The 18,462-nt window shown below is 60.6% G+C and carries 12 protein-coding genes; 8 read left to right on the top strand and 4 right to left on the bottom strand.

The window, feature by feature from the left end:
• Nucleotides 1–42 precede the first annotated feature (42 nt).
• Complete coding sequence (locus tag H3V09_RS07195) at nucleotides 43–2,544, bottom strand: GH36-type glycosyl hydrolase domain-containing protein (RefSeq protein ID WP_198191590.1); 2,502 nt, start codon at nucleotides 2,542–2,544, stop codon at nucleotides 43–45.
• A gap of 408 nt (nucleotides 2,545–2,952) precedes the next feature.
• Between H3V09_RS07195 and H3V09_RS07200 the strand changes: the two genes are divergently transcribed.
• Both H3V09_RS07200 and H3V09_RS07205 read left to right on the top strand, forming a co-directional pair.
• Nucleotides 2,953–3,774 carry a TetR/AcrR family transcriptional regulator gene (locus H3V09_RS07200; protein WP_198191589.1) on the top strand — a complete coding sequence of 274 codons (822 nt, stop codon included), beginning with the start codon at nucleotides 2,953–2,955 and terminating at the stop codon, nucleotides 3,772–3,774.
• Nucleotides 3,775–3,881: 107 nt separating this feature from the next.
• Nucleotides 3,882–5,348 (top strand): glycoside hydrolase family 1 protein, encoded by a 1,467-nt coding sequence (locus H3V09_RS07205; protein ID WP_232339517.1) that lies wholly within the window; start codon nucleotides 3,882–3,884, stop codon nucleotides 5,346–5,348.
• Between the two features lie 75 nt (nucleotides 5,349–5,423).
• Here the strand turns inward: H3V09_RS07205 and H3V09_RS07210 are convergent, their stop codons facing one another.
• Nucleotides 5,424–6,980 (bottom strand): dolichyl-phosphate-mannose--protein mannosyltransferase, encoded by a 1,557-nt coding sequence (locus tag H3V09_RS07210; RefSeq protein WP_232339542.1) that lies wholly within the window; start codon nucleotides 6,978–6,980, stop codon nucleotides 5,424–5,426.
• A 250-nt stretch (nucleotides 6,981–7,230) separates the two neighbouring features.
• Here H3V09_RS07210 and rsmI point away from each other — a divergent pair, with 250 nt between their 5' ends.
• Nucleotides 7,231–8,160, top strand: a complete 930-nt coding sequence (gene rsmI, locus H3V09_RS07215) for a 16S rRNA (cytidine(1402)-2'-O)-methyltransferase (RefSeq protein ID WP_232339541.1) — start codon at nucleotides 7,231–7,233, stop codon at nucleotides 8,158–8,160.
• Here rsmI and H3V09_RS09025 read toward each other — a convergent pair.
• A complete protein-coding gene (locus H3V09_RS09025; RefSeq protein ID WP_232342074.1) occupies nucleotides 8,124–8,585 on the bottom strand; it encodes a variant leucine-rich repeat-containing protein in 462 nt (153 codons plus the stop codon). The genes rsmI and H3V09_RS09025 overlap by 37 nt on opposite strands.
• Nucleotides 8,582–9,058, bottom strand: a complete 477-nt coding sequence (locus tag H3V09_RS07225) for a hypothetical protein (protein ID WP_052733234.1) — start codon at nucleotides 9,056–9,058, stop codon at nucleotides 8,582–8,584. The genes H3V09_RS09025 and H3V09_RS07225 overlap by 4 nt, the downstream gene beginning before the upstream one ends.
• A 429-nt stretch (nucleotides 9,059–9,487) precedes the next feature.
• Here H3V09_RS07225 and metG point away from each other — a divergent pair, with 429 nt between their 5' ends.
• The 5 genes from metG to H3V09_RS07250 all read left to right on the top strand — a co-directional run bounded on the left by metG (nucleotide 9,488) and on the right by H3V09_RS07250 (nucleotide 18,452).
• On the top strand, nucleotides 9,488–11,374 hold the full coding sequence (metG, locus tag H3V09_RS07230) for a methionine--tRNA ligase (RefSeq protein ID WP_198191587.1): 1,887 nt from the start codon (nucleotides 9,488–9,490) through the stop codon (nucleotides 11,372–11,374).
• A gap of 559 nt (nucleotides 11,375–11,933) precedes the next feature.
• Nucleotides 11,934–13,298, top strand: a complete 1,365-nt coding sequence (locus H3V09_RS07235; RefSeq protein ID WP_052733235.1) for an ABC transporter substrate-binding protein — start codon at nucleotides 11,934–11,936, stop codon at nucleotides 13,296–13,298.
• A 148-nt stretch (nucleotides 13,299–13,446) separates the two neighbouring features.
• The gene (locus H3V09_RS07240; RefSeq protein ID WP_110424766.1) at nucleotides 13,447–14,433 is read left to right on the top strand and encodes a carbohydrate ABC transporter permease; all 987 of its coding nucleotides are present in this window, start codon (nucleotides 13,447–13,449) and stop codon (nucleotides 14,431–14,433) included.
• Entirely contained in the window at nucleotides 14,430–15,323 is an 894-nt protein-coding gene (locus H3V09_RS07245) for a carbohydrate ABC transporter permease (RefSeq protein WP_046322293.1), read from the top strand. The genes H3V09_RS07240 and H3V09_RS07245 overlap by 4 nt, the downstream gene beginning before the upstream one ends.
• 66 nt (nucleotides 15,324–15,389) lie before the next feature.
• Complete coding sequence (locus H3V09_RS07250) at nucleotides 15,390–18,452, top strand: HAD-IA family hydrolase (protein WP_198191586.1); 3,063 nt, start codon at nucleotides 15,390–15,392, stop codon at nucleotides 18,450–18,452.
• The last annotated feature ends 10 nt before the right edge of the window (nucleotides 18,453–18,462 follow it).

The following is an 18,462-nucleotide window of genomic DNA, read 5'->3' on the forward strand; positions in this document are numbered from 1 at the left end:
GGCCGTGATTCATTGTAATTCACCAGGTGGTTCGGCGGTCCTTCAGAAGGTCACGGTCACGTCTACGGGATTTTCGCTGGTCTGGGGTGGTACTATCCCGCCACTCAGTTCCTGGCCGTCCAAGCTGACCGAACGCCTTCCAGTCCGTTTCATGGAAATCCGATAGGTGACCCCCCTCCAGGTCCTGCCGATGGTCAATTCGTTGAATTCGGTGGGCAGGTGGGGTTCGATAGCCAGCCCGTCCAAGGTGGGCCTGACCCCCAGCAGGTACTGGGAGACATCCACGAAGGACCAGGCGGCCGTGCCTGTCAGCCATGAGTTCTTTCCCTCGCCGGGGGTGGGGGACTCAGGACCGGCCATCATCTGGCAGTAGACGTAGGGCTCCACCTTGCGGATGTCAGACTTCTCCTCCAGATAGGCCGGGCAGGTACGCTTGTAGACCGCAAAGGCCTCCTCGTCATCGCCGACCATGGCGTTGGCTATGGAGATCCAGGGGTTGACGTGGCAGAAGATGCCGCCATTCTCTTTGTAACCCTTGGGATAGGAGGAGATTTCGCCCAGTTCGATACGGTAGGTGGAATAGGCGGGGGCCAGGATGGCGGTACCCCAGGAGGAGGTCAGCCTCTCCTTGACCGAGGTCAAAGCCTGTCGGGCCTTGCCGTCACCAAGACCAATACCGGCCATCACGCACATCCCCTGGGGTTCGATGTAGATCTGCCCCTCGGTGTCAGTGTGGGAACCGACAGGACGGGAGTAAGCATCGTAGGCTCTGAGGAACCACCGGCCGTCCCAGCCGGCCCCCTCCACGGCATGGGTCATCTTCTCGATGGCCTGGCGGACCGTGGCAGTCTCCTGGGCCACAGCCTCCCTGCCCATCCCGCAATCCGTCCCGTAATGGTCCAGGATGTCGGCGTAGTGGCCGGCGTAGAGGACGAACATACCCCCGATCAGGACCGACTCAGCCACGCCTGTGTCATTGTTCTCGACAGTCTGGAAACTCTCTCCCGGCGTATCGGAGAAGCAGTTGAGGTCAAGGCAGTCATTCCAATCGGCCCGTCCGATCAGGGGGAGCTTATGCGGACCCAGGTGGTTCATTGTGAACCCGACCGATCTGCGGAGGTGCTCCAGGAGGGGCTCTTCGGTCCCTTCCACATTATTGAAGGGGACGGGCTCCTCCAGGATGGAGGAATCCCCGGTCTCGGCCAGGTAGGCGTAGGTACCGGCCACCAGCCAGAGAGGGTCATCGTTGAAGCCGCCGCCAATGTCGGCGTTCCCTCTCTTGGTCAGTGGTTGGTACTGGTGCCAGGCCGACCCATCCTCCAGCTGGGTTGAGGCGATGTCGATGATGCGCTGACGGGCGCGGCCGGGGATCAGGTGGACGAAGCCCAGAAGATCCTGGTTGGAGTCGCGGAAGCCCATCCCCCTCCCCGTGCCCGACTCGAAATAGGAGGCCGAACGCGAAAGGTTGAAGGTGACCATGCACTGGTACTGATGCCAGATGTTGACCATCCGGTCCAGGCGAGGATCGCCGCTGTCCACGGTGAACCGCCCCAGAAGGTCGGCCCAATAGGCCTTGAGGTCGGCGAAAGCCTGGTCGACCTGGTCGTCCCTTCTGAATCGGTCGAAGAGGGCGTGTGCGGGTTTCTTGTTGATGATTCCCACCTTGGCAGGGTCATCCGGGTCCTCCCACTTGTCTTCCTTGGGCAATTGGACATAGCCCAGGATGAATACCAGGCTCTCCTCCTGGCCGGGGTCCAGGGATAGCCTGACCCTGTTGGCGGCTATGGGGAACCAGCCGTGCGCAACAGAGTTGTGGGCTCTGCCTTCGGTGATGGCCTGGGGAGTGTCCCAGCCGTTGAACCGACCCAGGAATTCGTCTCTGCTGGTGTCGAACCCGCAGGTATGTCGGTTGACGCCGAAGAAGGCGTAATGGTTCCGGCGTTCCTTGTACTCGGTCTTGTGGTAGAGAAGGGTGGCTTCCGATCCCTGCTCGACCTCCACTTCGCCTGTAGACAGGTTGCGCTGGAAGTTGCTGGAGTCGTCCACGGCGTTCCACAGGCACCACTCCACGCAGCCGGTCACATCCAGGAGGACGGGAGAGTCGGTGGTGTTCCTGATTCTCAGACGGTTGATTTCGGCATCGGCATCCACGGGAACGAAGGTAGTCATGACTGTGTCGATCCCCTTGTAGGAGGATTCGAAAATGGTATATCCGGTTCCCTGGCGGCAGCTGTACCGGTCAAGGGGGGTCCTGGAGGGCAGGAAGGTGGGCGACCAGGTGGCTAGGGGGGCGGACTCTGGGTCGTCCCGATTCATGAGGCTCAGATAGTAGCTACGGCTGCCGTTGTCGGCAGGTACCCCGTTGTAGCGGTAGCGGGTTATCCTCTGGAGCTTGGCGTCTTTATAAAAAGAATAACCGCCGCCTGTGTTGGAGATGAGGGAGAAGAAGTCCTGGTTGCCCAAATAGTTGATCCAGGGCAACGGGGTGGCGGGTGTGTCGATGACATACTCCCTGGCTGCGTCGTCAAAATGACCGTATTGCATGTTCTCCCTATCTTCGATGCAACCTTGGCTCAGCCCCTTGGGTTTGGGCCGGTTGGGCAGGCCGTAGGCAGCCCTTCCGGTCTGTACCAGGGGTCACGATATCCTGAAGGCAACAGCGTTCGATTGGAATAGCTGCCGGAATCGTACCCCACTCCGGGAAGGACCGCTAGGCTGGCGACCCGCGTTTGTATTATCGTTTGACTAAAATGATAGCATTCATTAATAAACCTATAGATAAGCGTGTGTGGATTTCCTTTAATGGTTGAAATCATGTGGCGACTAACAGTTCGGAACCCCAAGGGTCGGGAATGTTGGAGGCGCTTGCAGTTATGATGGGGACCCACGAGGGCGGGCTGCAACCGCAGGGACGGGGTCCCCGCCCGCAAGGTGCCTGTGTAAAGGAGGTTCATGACCGGCTTAGAGGATTGGAACCAGTACCGGGCCGGCAAGAGGGTCACCGGATCCGGCCCAACGGTCGGATCCACTTTCTCGGAGAACCCTCGTGCTCGTCAGGTGTTTACCGGCAAGGCCTTCACCCGGCGCAAGCGGATGACTGCCGATGAACGCAGGGACCAGATTGTGAAGGCTGCCGTCAAGGTGATTGCCGTCAAAGGCTTTTGGGGGATGTCCCTGCAGGACGTGGCCGATCAGGTAGGCATCACAGAGGCCGCTCTCTACCATTACATCAACTCCAAGAACGACCTGTTCAGCATGGTCATGGAGCAGGCCTATGACTCCCCTGAAGCCGACGAATTCATCTACAAGACCTGTACGGGGACGGATGCGGACGGACACAGCCTCCTCTTCTTCCCCCGATTCTGCGCCAACAACGTTATTTTCAATGCTCGCCGGCCGGAGATGGTCAAGCTCTTCTCCATCCTGAACGGTGAGGCTCTCAGCCCTTCGCATCCAGCTCACCGCTATTTCATAGGCCGCAACCAGAAGTTCTGGCAGACCATCAAGTCACTGAACTGGTGCCTGCCCAGAGGGTACGACCTGGACCGTTTCCACCACATGTGGATGCTGTGCATGTCGGCCATGGATGGCCTGCAATACCGCTGGCTGGCGGACGGGTCAGCCGACCTGGTGGCCGAGTGGCTCGCCTTCTCCGACGAGCTCTTCCCCCAGGAGAAGTGGCATGGGTTCATGGACCCCAGTGACATCGACCCGGATTCTGAAGAATGCCTGGCTTCCTACGGCCTTATCACGGGTGGGGGGCAGACGGCTTAGGAACGGCAGCTTCGTTCAGACGGCGTCTGCAGTGGGACGGCGGCCGCCAAGGGTATCCGTCGGCCGAAGGACAGGAAATGATTGCAAGCGGGTAAAGCGCTATGGATATGAAAGAAACGAAAGAGAGGATTGGCATGGGCCAAGAGAGCAAGTTCATCTTCCCGTCCGATTTCACTTGGGGAACGGCCACGGCCGCCTTCCAGGTGGAAGGGGCGGCACATGAGGACGGCAGGACGGATTCCATCTGGGACACATATTGCGCCCGACCGGGCGTAGTCGTCGACGGATCCAACGGTGATGTGGCCTGCGATCAGTATCACCGCTACCCGGAAGACATAGCCCTGATGAAGCAGATGGGTGTCGGCGCCTACCGCATGTCCATATCCTGGTCCCGTATTTTTCCTACAGCCGGTGGTCCGGTGAACCAAGCCGGGCTGGACCACTACCTGAAGGTCCTTGATATGCTGCGTGACAATGGAATCAGGCCCGTCGTCACCCTATACCACTGGGACCTTCCCCAGTACCTACAGGATGCCGGAGGTTGGCCCAGCAGGGACACAGCTCTCCGTTTTGGCGACTACGCCTCCGCCCTGGCCGCTTCCTTCGGCGATCGGGTGGACACCTGGACCACCCTGAACGAGCCTTGGTGCGCGGCTTACCTGGGTTATGGGAACGGGGCCCATGCCCCCGGGATCAAAGACTACGACCAGGCCTTGGCCGCCGTCCACCATCTGAACCTGGCCCATGGACTGGCCTGCCAGGCCATCAGGGCCCAGGTTGGGCAGGATGCCCGACTCTCGGTCACCCTCAACCTTCAGGTGACCCGGGCGGCCTCGGACAGCCCGGAGGACCTCGCCGCCAAGAAGAGGGCCGACCTCTTCGCCAACGAGGTCTTCCTGGCCCCCATGCTGGAGGGGGCTTATCCGGAAGGCGTCAGTCAGGCGGCGAGGGGGGACACCGACTGGCGCTTCGTGCAGGACGGTGACCTGGAAACCATCCACCAGCCCCTTGACGTTCTAGGACTGAACTACTATGCCACCACATATGTAAAGGCCAGGAGGGCTGATGGTGAATCCGCCGATGCCTCGGTCGGTCCCGAGGGCAAGCTGGTCGATCGCCATGCCAACGCCATGCCGGCCCAGGATAGCGTGGAGGGGCAGGCCCCGCAGGGAGAGCTGACGGGAATGGGCTGGAATCAGGAACCCCAGGGTCTGACCGATGTGCTGGTGGAGATGGGCCGACGTTTCCCCGACATGGAACTCATGGTGACCGAGAACGGCTCCGCCTGGGATGACCAGGTCAGTCAGGATCCGGACGCGCCCGGCGGGAAGATCGTCCACGACCCCAAGCGGGTGGCCTATCTGGAAGAGCATGTCAAGGCTGTGGCCAAGGCCATTCAGGCCGGGTCTCGGGTGACCGGCTACTTTGCCTGGTCCCTGCTGGACAACTTTGAGTGGGCCCTGGGCTACACCAAGCGCTTTGGGCTGATCAGGGTCGACTATGACACCCAGGAGCGGATCTGGAAGGATTCCGGTCTGCGTTACGCGCAAATCATCCGTGATCGCGCAGTCTGAGCAAGACGGCATACAAAGGCAAACAAAGGTTACTGCAAGGCGGTTGGGCATCGCTGTCCGACCGCCTTCTTTGTCTTAGATCCAGCTGGACAGCCACATGTGCATGCGCCAGAAGTCATAGGGGATGGGCATGGCGGTCCACAGCGGGTAGAAGAAGACTGAGGTCAGGCCCAGCAGGGTCAGGCCCATGATCATGGTCTGCCGGTAGAGGACGATGTCCGAGTTCTGCCGCAGCCAGTTGACCACGTAGCAGATGGCCAGGATCATCCAAGGCAGGATGACGATGGAATAGAAAGTGAAGGTGGTCCGGTTCATGTATTGGATCCAGGGTAGCCAGCCGGCCAGCATGCCTGCCAGGACCCCCCAGATCCGCCAATCTCCGTGCTTGATCACGACGGCGATGACGATGGCTAGGATCATGCAGATGCTGCCCAGCCACCAGGTCAGAGGATTGCCCAAGGATGTGACTGCGGCTACGCAGGGAGAGTCCTTGGCCAGTCCGCACAGGCCGGGGAAGCCCGTGAGCTTCTGCCAGTAGAAACTGGTGGGCCTGACCTGCAAGGGCCAAGTCAGGGGGTTGGCCATGTATGGGTGGCGGGTATGCAGGGTGGTGTGGAAGCGCCACATCTGCCGGTGGTATTCAGCCAGGGACCGCAGCCCTTCCGGCAGCCAGGTCAGGCCTTGGCCAGGGTGCTGGGCCGCCCAATTGTGCATGAAGGAATCGTCGTGCAGGAACCATCCCGTCCAAGAGGCCAAATAGGTGCCCGCCCAGATGGGGATCATAAGCAAGGCCGCTGGCAGCCCGTCCCTGAACACGGCGCTCTGCAGCCAGGATCCATACCCTGCTTGATGACGCTCCCAGCCATCCCAGAGCACCGAGATCAGGGCGAAGACAGCGAAGAAGTAGGCGCCCGACCACTTGGTCCCCGTGGCTAGGCCCAGTAGCAGGGCGGCTCCGGTCCGCCACCAGGACCAGGCGATGAAGGGGCCGGTGGTGGCCACGGGCAGTTCGACACGGCTTTTCTGCCCTGGCTGTCCCTGTGACTGAATGACCTTCACCCGGTAGTGCAGACGGAAATCAGCCCGGTCCTTGGCCCAGGATTGTCGTAGTCTGGCCCTGGCCCAGTCCCGATGGCCCATCAGACACAGCCAGGCTCCCAGAACGAAGATCATGACGAAGTTGTCCAGCAGGCCGGTACGGCTCATGACGATGCCCAGACCGTCAATGGCCATGAGGAAGCCGGCCGTCAGGGCGATGGGCAGGTTGTGGAAGAGGCGCAAAGCTACACGGCAGAGCAGCAGGATGGCGACGGTGCCGGCCAGAGCGGTGGCCACTCGCCAGGCGAAGGGATTGCCTGCTCCGCCGAACAGTTTGAGACCCAGGGCGATGCACCACTTGCCTACTGGCGGGTGAACCACGTATTCGGCCTGGGGCAACCAGTCGCTTGTCTGCCCCTGGGCGAAGATCTGGTCGATGGGTAGGTTCAGCGGGCCGGCTTTTTTGGGCCAGTTGCGTGGCTCGCCGGTCATCAGCATGGTCCAGGCGTCTTTGACGTAATATGTCTCGTCGAAGACGATGGCCCGGGGGCTGCCCAGCCGCACAAACCGCAAGAGCCCGCCTAAAAGAGCCATGAGTATGCAGGCCAACCAGCCGCTCTGCCGATGGGAGGGCCTGTGGATCCGGTTGACCCGACCCTTGGTGTGCTGACCCATGGGCGAGCTGAAGATAGACAGCATGACAGGGCGACCGGACCGGTGGGCGGCGTGCCTGCCGTGTCTGGAGGAGCGATGCTGCGAAGAAAGCCCTGCCAAAGATGTCATCACCCCTAGATTAGGCCATACTAAAGGCATGAGCAGCACGAATGGCCGGAGCGATGGACATATGCAGGGCAGAGAAAGTCATGAGAAGCCGATTCCACCTAGTGTTTCACGTGGAACGGTAGTGTTGGCGGCCACGCCTATTGGCAATGTCGCCGATGCCTCGAAACGTTTGGTGGAGCTCCTGCAGTCGGCGGACCTGGTTGCTGCGGAAGACACGCGGCGGCTCTACGACTTAGCCAACCGATTGGGCGTGCGTGTAGGCGGCAGGGTTATGGCCTATCACGATCATAATGAGCGACGGATGGCCGATCCCATTTTGGATCAGGTTCGTGACGGAGCCTGCGTGCTGGTGGTCTCGGATGCGGGTATGCCCACCATCAACGATCCGGGCATGGCCATCGTAAAGCGGGCCATCGAACGAGGCATACCGGTCACCTGCGCTCCCGGCCCCAGTGCTGTGCTGGACGCTCTGGCTCTCTCCGGTCTGCCGACTGACCGCTTCTGTTACGAAGGGTTTCTTCCCCGCCGACATCAGGAGCGGTTGCGGCATCTGCGCACTCTGCGCAGCGAGGAGCGGACCATGGTCTTCTACGAGACACCCCACCGCATTGATCAGGCTATGCAGGACCTTCAGGAGGTCTTCGGCTCCGACCGGCTCATGGCCCTCTGCAGGGAGCTGACCAAGGAGCATGAGCAGATCCGGCGGGGTACCGTCGGCGACATTGTGCGCTCCCTCCAGGAGGATCCCCCCAGGGGGGAGATGGTCCTGGTCGTGGCTGGTGCTTCTGCTTTGGAGGCCAGGCGCAACGACCCTGAGGCCATGGATGATCGGCAGTTGGCAGACCTGGCACGCGAACTGGCCAGATCCGAGGGCCTACGGCTCAAGGAGGCTATCGCCCGGGTGGCTGCCGAGCATCCCTTGGCCGATGGCAGCCTGCCTAATCGCAAGCGGATCTATGCCTTGGCCGTTGAAGAGGATAAGGAGGACTGATTCCCGTCCTCTTCATCCAGTAGCACTTCGAGCGCCCTGCGCACACCGGGCCCACCCAGCTGTGAGACGGTCTCCAGCAATGCCGGCGAAGCGGCGGGATTGGCCACCAGCCACCGGCGCAGCCGGGGCTCTTCTCGGGCGATGGTCCAGAGGATGCTCGGGTCGGTCTCGGGATCTGTGGCCATCAGTGCCGTTGGCACCAAGGGAGGCTCTGGCGGTGGGGCCCGCCCCTCGGCCATTGGTTCGAGGCTATTGGGTTCGTCTTGACTCCAATCGTCTTCCGTTGAGGGGTGCGACCGGCTGCTGATGGCAGTCATGAGCCGGGTCATGCGTTCAGTAGCGGAGGATTCACGACGGTGTCTGATCCGATCCTGGTGCCGATGATGGCCATGACTACGTCGGCCGTCCCTCATCGCCTTATTCATAGGATCGCCTTGAGCCGTCTTATGGTATCCAGTCCTTGAGCGTGGCCAGGCCATCGGGGGTTGGAGGACAGAAGCGCCTCGCAGGATCCGCAGCTGACATGATACCGCTCCATGAGCTCATGGAGAACCGCCATGATGTCCTCACCGTTGCATTGGCCCGTGGGCTCACAGGCCAAATCACAGGCCGTCCAGAGCGGCGAAGTCACCCAGAGCCGCCCAAGCTTCATCAGATAACGGGCATCCAGCTGTCGCTGATGGGGGCGAAGGGGCCTGCCGTAAACCGGCGTGCGGAAGTGGGAGTTGGAGATGATGTCCAGAGCATCGGGGAAATGGCCGTTGATCCATACCCAGAGCGCCAGTCCGCCGCATGCTGCTGCACCGTAAGGGACCATGGACATGACGATCGAGGCGCGACCGTAGAGTCCCTCCGCCTGTTCGTTCAGGTAGCAACAGGATCGGTCCAGGCAGGTCACGATTCCCTCGTTCACCAGCAGGCTGAGGCTGAGTGGACCTGGCAGATCTCCGATCTGAATCAGACTGGGCAGCGGTTTGGGCTCAGGAACCGGGGTTCCGAATTCGGTCGTAGGCGGACGGCCACGGGTGCGCGTTGGGCCTGTTCCGTATCGTGGCCCGAAACACTGCTGAGCGGTGTCGACGAGCGGTGCCCGGCCTGGCGGCTTGGTTGTAGCTCTAAGGGTGCGGCTGGCGCCAAGGGTAGTGGCAGGCGCCCACGTCGCTCCCCCGAGGACGTGTTCTCGATTCATGGTTCGACTGTAAAGTGCCGTATCCGGGCTTGCCTGAAGGAGGCCTAAATTTGTGAACTTGTGGATAATCTGCTTGACAGCCGGCAGTCTTGTGGATGAGGCGGGGGATTGTAGGCCTAAGCCGATAATCTTGCTGGTATGAGCCATATCCTTGTTTCCGTCGCCTGGCCCTATGCAAATGGGCCCCGTCACATCGGCCACGTCGCTGGGTTCGGCGTCCCTTCGGATGTCTATGCACGCTACGAACGCATGAAGGGCAATGATGTCCTTATGGTTTCGGGGACCGACGAGCACGGCACTCCCATCCTGGTGGAGGCTGATGCCGAAGGGGTAGGTCCCCAAGAGATTGCCGATCGCTACAACCGGGTCATCGTCAAGGACCTGTGCGATCTGGGACTCAGCTATGACCTCTTCACCAGGACCACGACCGGCAATCACGAGAAGGTGGTGCAGGAGCTTTTCCGTCAGTGCCGGGCCAATGGCTACATCTATGAGGGTCAACAGAAGGTGGCTATCTCGCCTTCCACCGGACGAACCCTGCCGGACCGCTATATTGAGGGGACCTGCCCCATCTGTGGTGCCGATGGCGCTCGCGGCGACCAGTGCGACAACTGCGGCAACGAGCTGGATCCGGACGAGCTGATCAACCCTGTGTCCAAGATCAATGGGGAGACGCCCCGGTTTGAGGAGTCCAAGCACTTCTTCTTGGATCTTCCCGCCCTGGCCGAGGCCAATCTGGCCTGGTTGAAGACCCGCAAGGGCTGGCGCAGCAACGTACTCAACTTCTCCCTGGGGCTCTTCAAGGAGGTCAAGCCACGGGCCATCACCCGCGACATCGACTGGGGCATTCCCGTGCCTGTGGACGGGTGGGTCGACGACCCCAACAAGAAACTCTACGTCTGGTTCGACGCCGTCATCGGCTACCTGTCGGCATCCATCGAATGGGCCCGCCGCCAGGGCGACCCTGAGGCATGGCGCAAGTGGTGGAATGATCCCAAGGCCCTGGGCTACTACTTCATGGGCAAGGACAACATCACTTTCCACTCGCAGATCTGGCCATCGGAGATTCTGGCTTACAACGGCAAGGGATCCAAGGGAGGAGAGCCGGGGCCCTACGGCGAGCTCAACCTGCCTGAGCAGGTGGTGGCCAGCGAGTTCATGACCATGGAGGGCAAGAAGTTCAGCTCCTCCCGAGGCATCGTCATCTACGTCAAGGACATCCTGGCACGTTACCCGGTCGATGCAGTTCGCTACTACATTTCCATTGCCGGGCCGGAGACTTCGGACTCGGACTTCACCTGGGCGGAGTTCGTCCGGCACAACAACGAGGAGCTGGCCGCCTCCTGGGGCAACCTGGTCAATCGCGTTGCCAACCTGCTCAACAAGGATTTCGGTCAGATCCCTCACATTGAAGAAGGTTGGCTGACTGAAGAGGACCGGACTCTCCTGGAGGAGTCCCGGTCGGCCTTCGACACTGTGGGATCCCTGATCGAGCGCCAGCGGCAGAAGGCCGCTCTGGGTGAGGCTATGGCCCTGGTCAGCGATATCAACAAGTACCTATCGGCACAGGAACCATGGAAAATCAAGGAGGACCAGGACCGGCTGGCCACCGTCCTCCACACCGCCGCCCAGGCTGTCTGCGACGCCAACACCCTTCTGGCCCCCTTCCTGCCGCACTCGGCCCAGAAGGTCTACGAGACCATGGGAGGTGAGGGGACCTTCTCCCCCCTGCCCCATCTGGAGGAGGTCCAGGACCTGGACAAGCCCGGCTTCTCTTACCCAATCATCACTGGCACCTACCAGCTGGGCGTCAATGTGCACCCCTGGAGGAGCGAGCCTGTAAAGGAGGGGGCCCTGATCGCCAGACCCGCCCCCATCTTCGCCAAAATCCCCAAGGAGGCCGTGCAGGAGGAGCTGGATCGGTTCCAGGCCCAATCGGACGAGCGCAAGGCTAAGGAGAAGGCACGCTTCGAGGCCGAGCAGACCAAATTGAAGACTGCGGAAAACGGATCTGAGGAAGGCTGACCCCCCCCCCCCCACTGTGCCTTTCTGGATTCCTGGCCGCCTTTCCCGGGCCCTGACCGGACCTATGGGAGGAAGACCAGGTACATACAGGGGCACAGGATTCACAGGGAACTTTGAGCTTATCCTACCCGGACTTACAGAAAGCCATGGTTGTATAAATCGTGCCGGTTGAAGTGATGACCGGCGAGGCTCCTCCCTGGGCCTCATAACTGAATCCCTTCTTCTCTCTCAACCCGACGGTTCCTTGCCGTCGGGTTTCTCTTTAACCTGATCTTGCCATTGCGCTCATGGTTGCGAGGTTCCCGGCTGTTCCCGCCCTACCGTAATCCGGTGCGTTTCCAATGAACAGAACAGAGTAAGCGCTTGCAATGACCTATATTTGTACTTATACTGAGAGATGCGCATGGAAGCGTCCGGCCGGGGTCGCGAACCCGTACGGAAATAATGTGCAAAGACGCTGAAGGAACTGTCATACAGATGGTGGGTCCTGAATATAGGAGCTGTCTGTATACGTTCACGAACACAACGTAGTGGGAGAAGTATGAGAAGGACAACGTTAATGAAGGGGCTGGCCCTGGTGGTTAGTTCAGCCACCTTATTCGGCATGGCCGGCTGTGGCTCAGGCAACGGCTCCGGCGATGGTTCGAAGAAAGCCGATTCGGCCAGTTGCACTGCCTACAAGAAGTATGGTGACCTGAGCGGCAAGAAGATCTCCACCTACACCCCCTGGATCGACCAGGAGGGGGATGCTACGGTCAAGGCTTTCAACGAATTCGCCAACTGTACCGGAGCTAAGGTGGAACACGAAGGTTCGCGTGACATGGCCGCACAGCTCCCAGTCCGCGTCAAGGCCGGTTCCGCTCCGGATGTGGCCATCATGCCACAGCTGGGAATGATCAAGAACATGGTGGCCACGGGCAAGGTCAAGGATGTCCCCGCCAAGGCTGCTGCGAATGTGAAGAAGTACTACTCCAAGGATTGGCAGGATTACTCCACCCTGGATGGCAAGCTGGTCTCCATCCCGGTGGATGCCAATGCCAAGTCCTTCATCTGGTACTCGCCCAAGGCCTTCAAGGAAAAGGGCTACAAGGTCCCGACCACCTGGGACGAGATGATGGACCTGACCAAGAAGATCGCCGATGACAACAAGGGGGATACATCGGTCAAGCCCTGGTCCGTGGGTCTGGAGGGCGGAGCCGACTCCGGTTGGCCCGGCACCGATTGGCTGGAGGATGCCGTTTTGCGGTTTACCGATGCCGACACCTACAACAAGTGGGTCGACCACACAATCCCCTTCAACGATCCCAAGATTCTGGCCGCTTTCAAGGAGATCGGCAAGATCCTGAAGGATCCGGCCTACGTCAACGGTGGTTTCGGCGACATCCAGTCCATAGCCTCTACCGCGTGGCAGGATGCCGGCACCCCCTTGGTGGATGGCAAGGGCTACCTCATGCACATGGCTCTCTTCTATCAAAGCAACTACCAGACAGCCAACCCCGATATCAAGATCGCCAAGGACGGGGATGTCTGGGCCTTCCCCATGCCCAGCAAGGATGCCCAGCATAAGAGCATGATTGGCGGGGGTGACTTCGCCATCGCCTTCTCCGACAAGCCCGAGGTGCAGAAGTTCGAAGAGTTCCTCTCATCGCCTGAATACGCCAATGCACGCGCCAAGGCCATGACGGGCTGGATTACGGCCAACACCGGACTGGACGAGAAGAATCTCAAGCCCATCGACAAGCTGGCTTATGAGTCTCTGACTGCCGAGGGAACCACCTTCCGTTTCGACGCCTCAGACATGATGCCTGCCGAGGTGGGTACGGGCTCCTTCTGGAAGCAGATGATAGCCTACTTCGCCCAGAACAAGTCCGAGCAGCAGGTGCTCGACGCAGTCGAGGAATCCTGGCCCAGCGACGTCAAGTGAGTTCGTGTTCCCTCGGGACGCTTCAAGGCCCACAGCTCCATAAGTCATAGTCAGGCCCTGTGCCACCCCGACGCACGGTAAAGAGTGCACACCCCCTTCGCCAGCCCCGGCTGTGGAGGGGGTGGCCTGAGAAAGGCATCTTACAACCATGGATTTCATTCTGCATCCGGATAGCAACCTGTCCAAACTCCTGGCCATGCTTCTGGCCATCCTCATCTTCGTCGGCGTCATGGCGTTGATCCTCTTCCTGACCAACCTGCCCAAGCGGATGCCTTCCTGGGGGGTGGCGGTCATGTTCCTCCTGCCCTCGGTGGCCCTGGTCTGTTTCGGCCTGCTCTACCCTACAATCGTCACCTTCCGTGACTCCTTCTACGGGCGTGACGGCAACGAGGCGGTGGGGTTCGCCAATTACGTGAAGATATTCTCCGAGCCTCAGTTCGTCCAGGTTCTGATCAACACGATCCTGTGGACTGTTCTGGTTCCCTTGTGCTCTACGGCCATCGGCCTGCTCTACGCTGTCCTGGTGGACAGGACCCGGTTCGAGAAGCTGGCCAAGTCCCTAATCTTCCTGCCCATGGCCATATCCATGGTAGGGGCCTCCATCATCTGGAAGTTCGTCTATGACCAGCGCGTGGGACTCCTGTCCGCCGTCTATACCGGTCTGGCCCACCTCTTCGGCAACAAGACGGCCTCGGCCCCGCAGTGGCTGATGTCCTCACCGCTGAACACCTTCCTCCTCATATTCGTCATGATCTGGATTGAGGCCGGGTATGCCATGACCGTCCTGTCGGCGGCCATCAAGGCCATTCCTGACGACTTGACCGAGGCAGCCCGTCTGGACGGGGTCGATGCCCGTCAGCAGTTCTTCTATGTGACCGTCCCCATGATCAGGCCCTCCATAGTGGTCGTTCTGACCACCGTGGCCATGGCCGGGCTCAAGGCCTTCGACGTGGTCAGGACCATGACGGCCGGCAACTACGGGACCTCGGTGATAGCCAACGAGTTCTACACACAGTCCTTCCAGTACCAGAACACAGGTCTGGGGGCCGCCCTGGCGGTGATCATGTTCATCGTCGTCATCCCCCTGATAGTGTTCAACGTCCACCAAATGAGAAAGTCGCAGGATGTGAGATGAGCAGGAAACTGACCCGCCATGAAAAGGCGCTGATCCGCACCAGGAACAAGCTGTCCTCTCCCTGGAGCTCGGCCATCTCCATTATCATTGCCGTCTTGTGGACCATCCCCACAGTCGGCCTTCTGGTGACCAGTTTCCGTGACAACAGGATGGCCATATCCACCTCCGGCTGGTGGACCAGCCTGAGCCCCTCCCACTGGAAGGATTTCGGCCTGGGCAACTACAAGTCGGTTCTGGGTGGTGGCTACAACCTGGGCGCCTACTTCGTCAACTCCTTCGTCATCACCATCCCTGGTGTCCTCATCCCCATCACCCTGGCGCTCCTGGCGGCCTATGCCTTCGCATGGTGCGAGTTCCCCGGCAAGAACATCCTCTTCGTTGCCGTCTTCGCCCTCCAGGTGGTCCCCATCCAGGTGACCATGATTCCCTTGCTCTCCCAGTATGTGAAGTGGGGGCTCAACAACACCTTCTGGGTCCTGTGGCTGTCGCACACCATGTTCGGACTTCCGCTGGCCATCTTCCTCCTGCACAACTTCATGCTGGATATACCCAAGGAGCTGATCGAGGCGGCCAAGGTCGACGGAGCCAGCCATGTGCAGATTTTCCTGAAGGTGGTTCTGCCCCTCATGGTCCCTGCCATAGCATCCTTCGCTATTTTCCAGTTCCTCTGGGTCTGGAATGACCTCCTGGTGGCGCTGGCCTTCGCTGGGAACACCCCGGCGACAGCCCCGCTGACCTCCCGCCTGTCCGACATGGTCGGTTCCCGCGGGTCGGCCTGGTACCTTCTGGCCCCCGGTGCCTTCATAGCCATGGTCGTCCCGGTGGCCGTCTTCCTCTTCCTGCAACGCTATTTCGTCAGAGGCATGCTGGCTGGGGCGGTCAAGGGCTGAAAAAACCTGTTCAGAGTCCGGCAGATTCATCTGATCCGCAAGAACAAGTGAGTAGGATACGCAACCATGAAAATTGTCCAGAGTCTGGCTGTTCTCTTTGATTTGGACGGGGTCCTGGTTCCCACGGTTCGCCTGCACAAGGCCGCCTGGAAAGAACTGTTCGACCAGGTCCTGCCGGAGGGCGTCAGCCCCTACGGGGATCAGGACTATTTTGATTATGTCGACGGTAAGCCCCGCTATGACGGGGTTTCCTCGGTACTGGCCAGCAGGGGGGTGGACCTGCCGCGGGGGAACCCCGCCGACGGACCTACGGTCCGCAGTATCTGCGGGCTGGGCAACCGCAAAAACGCCATATTCGAGCGTCTTCTGAATGAGGAGGGGATTGAGCCCTACCCCGACACTGTGGATGTTCTGCGTCACCTGATGGGGACAGGCAAGCGACTGGCGGTGGTATCCAGCTCCCGTAACGCCAATACCGTGCTCAGCACGGCCGGCATCAGGAACTTCTTCGACGTCATAGTGGACGGGAACGTCAGGGCCAGGGAGGGGCTCAAGGGAAAGCCAGCCCCCGACACCTATGCCTTTGCCGCACACCTCTTGGGGGTTCGGCCGGAGGAGGCCGTGGTGGTCGAGGATGCCCTTTCCGGGGTGGCGGCCGGCCGGGCCGGTGGGTTCGGCATGGTTGTCGGTGTGGATCGGGGGGCCGGTCGGCAGGCACTCTTGGACTCCGGTGCCGACCATGTGGTCGACCAGCTGATCGAGATGATTCAGGACGGATCCGCCCGCGCCGATCTGGCAAGGCCGGCCGACCTGGATCCGACCACCTACCCTGTGGACCCTTGGGCACTGATTGAGAACAAGGAGGGGGATTCCAACAGTGCGACCCTCTTTTCCGTGTCGAACGGGAACATCGGGGTGAGAGGGGCCGGGGACCCCAGTCGGGACCTGGGCAGCGGGACCTTCATGAGCGGTTTCCATGACACCTTCACCATCAAGCACCCTGAGACCGCTTATGGGTTCGCCCGTGTCGGCCAGGTGATCCAGGGGGTACCCGATGCCTCCGATTTCTCCCTGAGCCTGGAGGGCTACCCCCTGGGCAGTCCGGTCTCTGCCAGCCAAAAGGTCGATTTCAGACGGGGGATATCATCCTACGTCCGGCGTTACCGTACCGACGATGGGGCCGACCTGTTCGTGACGGTGGAGCGTATGGTCTGCCTCTTCGACCCCCATCTGGCCCTCTATACTCTGATTATCGAATCACCTGACAGGACAATGACGGTGGATGTGGATGCCAGGATCAACGGAAACGCACCCCGTCGACAGGTTTCTAACGATCCACGGAAGTCCAACCTGGTCGACGGCTGCGGCATACACGAGGTCCTGGAAGACGCAGACGGGGACCAGGAGGGCCCCGTCTGCCATGTCTACCGTTGCAACAACTCGCAGATGACCGCAGTCCTGGCCGTTCGCCAGTATGCCGAAAGTACAGACGGCGATCCAGGTGCGAGGTCCATGGTGACCTCCGCCCTCCCGGAGGATGTCTGGCACCTACGTGTGCCTGCAGGCGGAAGGATCTCGGTCCGTCGCTACGCCGCCTACCGGAGCCCATCTATCCTCCCGGTCGGGGTCGATTGCGGCTTGGTCGTGCGCACACGGGAGGGGTCGGATGCCAGGAGCATGGTCCTGGCTTGCCTGGAGGATCTCGACAGCGCCTGTCATAGGGGGGCAGGCGGTCTTGAGGGGGCGCAGCGTTCCTGGCTGGAGGACTTCTGGCGAAGGGGGGACGTGCAGGTGGCTGCCGGGGACGGCGGCCGTATCCAGCAGGTGAGCCGCTGGGAGATCTTCCAGCTGGCCCAGGCCACGGCCCAGGTCAGGAACGGAGTGGGGGCCAAGGGATTGAGTGGTTCGGGATATGACGGTCACTACTTCTGGGACACAGAGATTTACATCCTTCCCTTTCTGACCTACACCGACCCCGCACGAGCCAGGGCCATCCTCCATTATCGGCATGAGATGCTCCCGGCTGCTCGCAGGCGCGCTGCCATCATGAATCTGGACGGGGCCCTTTTCCCCTGGAGGACCATCAACGGCGAAGAGGGGTCGGCCTACTTCCCCACCGGCACCGCCCAATACCACATCGATGCCGACATAGCCTATGCCCTCATGCAGTATGTTTTAGTCAGCGGGGATGATGACTACCTGGGCCGGGAGGGGATTGACATACTGGTCGAGACCGCACGTATGTGGGCATCCCTGGGCAGCTACCAGTCGGACGGACGTTTTCATATACACAGTGTGACCGGGCCGGACGAGTACACGGCTTTGGTGGATGACAATCTCTATACCAACCAGATGGCCCGGTTCAACCTCATGGCCGTCATACAGGCCGTCCACAGGCTTGATGAGGCCGACGAGACAGGGGAGATCCTGGCCCAGGCCCGTCAACGCCTGGGATTCGGTGATGAGGACCTGAAGATCTGGAAGGGGATGGCCGAGGCTATGTTCATGCCTTACGCCAATCAGGAGGGGGTTCATGCCCAGGACGCCCAATTCATGAACAGGCCCAAGTGGGACTTCGAACACTGTCCGGCCCGCCCCCTGCTCCTCTACTACCACCCCCTGGCCATCTACGGCCACAAGGTCCTTAAGCAGACGGACGTGGTCCTGGCCCTCTTCCTGCTCAGCTCCTGGTTTACCCCCGAGCAGAAGTTGGCCGACTTCGATTATTACGACCCGCTGACCACTGGAGATTCCACCCTTTCGGCCGCCTCCCAGTCGATTCTCGCTGCCGAGGTGGGGCGTAAGGAGTTGGCCATGGACTACTTCAGGCGGTCCCTCTTCGCCGATGTGTTCAATCTTCATGACAATACCGAGGATGGCATCCACCTGGCGGCCGCTGGTGGTGTCTGGTCGACCTTGGTCTGCGGCTTCGGTGGAATGAGGGATACGGGGGGAACGGCCATAGGGATCGATCCCCGTCTGCCGGACGGGTGGACCTCTTTGGAATACACCCTTCTGATCAGGGGGACCTCGATCAGGGTGACGGTGACGCCGGAAGGTGTGGGGTTACAGCGCATGTCAGGACCAGCTATGGTCCTCAACGTCAATGGTCATCCCCGTCAGGTGTGAGCGAGGGCCT

The sequence above is a fragment of the Bifidobacterium sp. M0399 genome (assembly GCF_016100595.1).
Taxonomy (GTDB): Bacteria; Actinomycetota; Actinomycetes; order Actinomycetales; family Bifidobacteriaceae; genus Bombiscardovia; species Bombiscardovia polysaccharolytica.

Coding starts and splice junctions, on each gene's coding strand:
- H3V09_RS07195 (WP_198191590.1), bottom strand. CDS start 2,544: ATGCAATACGGTCATTTTGACGACGCAGCCAGGGAGTATGTCATCGAC.
- H3V09_RS07200 (WP_198191589.1), top strand. CDS start 2,953: ATGACCGGCTTAGAGGATTGGAACCAGTACCGGGCCGGCAAGAGGGTC.
- H3V09_RS07205 (WP_232339517.1), top strand. CDS start 3,882: ATGAAAGAAACGAAAGAGAGGATTGGCATGGGCCAAGAGAGCAAGTTC.
- H3V09_RS07210 (WP_232339542.1), bottom strand. CDS start 6,980: ATGGCTCTTTTAGGCGGGCTCTTGCGGTTTGTGCGGCTGGGCAGCCCC.
- rsmI (WP_232339541.1), top strand. CDS start 7,231: ATGCAGGGCAGAGAAAGTCATGAGAAGCCGATTCCACCTAGTGTTTCA.
- H3V09_RS09025 (WP_232342074.1), bottom strand. CDS start 8,585: ATGAATAAGGCGATGAGGGACGGCCGACGTAGTCATGGCCATCATCGG.
- metG (WP_198191587.1), top strand. CDS start 9,488: ATGAGCCATATCCTTGTTTCCGTCGCCTGGCCCTATGCAAATGGGCCC.
- H3V09_RS07235 (WP_052733235.1), top strand. CDS start 11,934: ATGAAGGGGCTGGCCCTGGTGGTTAGTTCAGCCACCTTATTCGGCATG.
- H3V09_RS07240 (WP_110424766.1), top strand. CDS start 13,447: ATGGATTTCATTCTGCATCCGGATAGCAACCTGTCCAAACTCCTGGCC.
- H3V09_RS07245 (WP_046322293.1), top strand. CDS start 14,430: ATGAGCAGGAAACTGACCCGCCATGAAAAGGCGCTGATCCGCACCAGG.
- H3V09_RS07250 (WP_198191586.1), top strand. CDS start 15,390: ATGAAAATTGTCCAGAGTCTGGCTGTTCTCTTTGATTTGGACGGGGTC.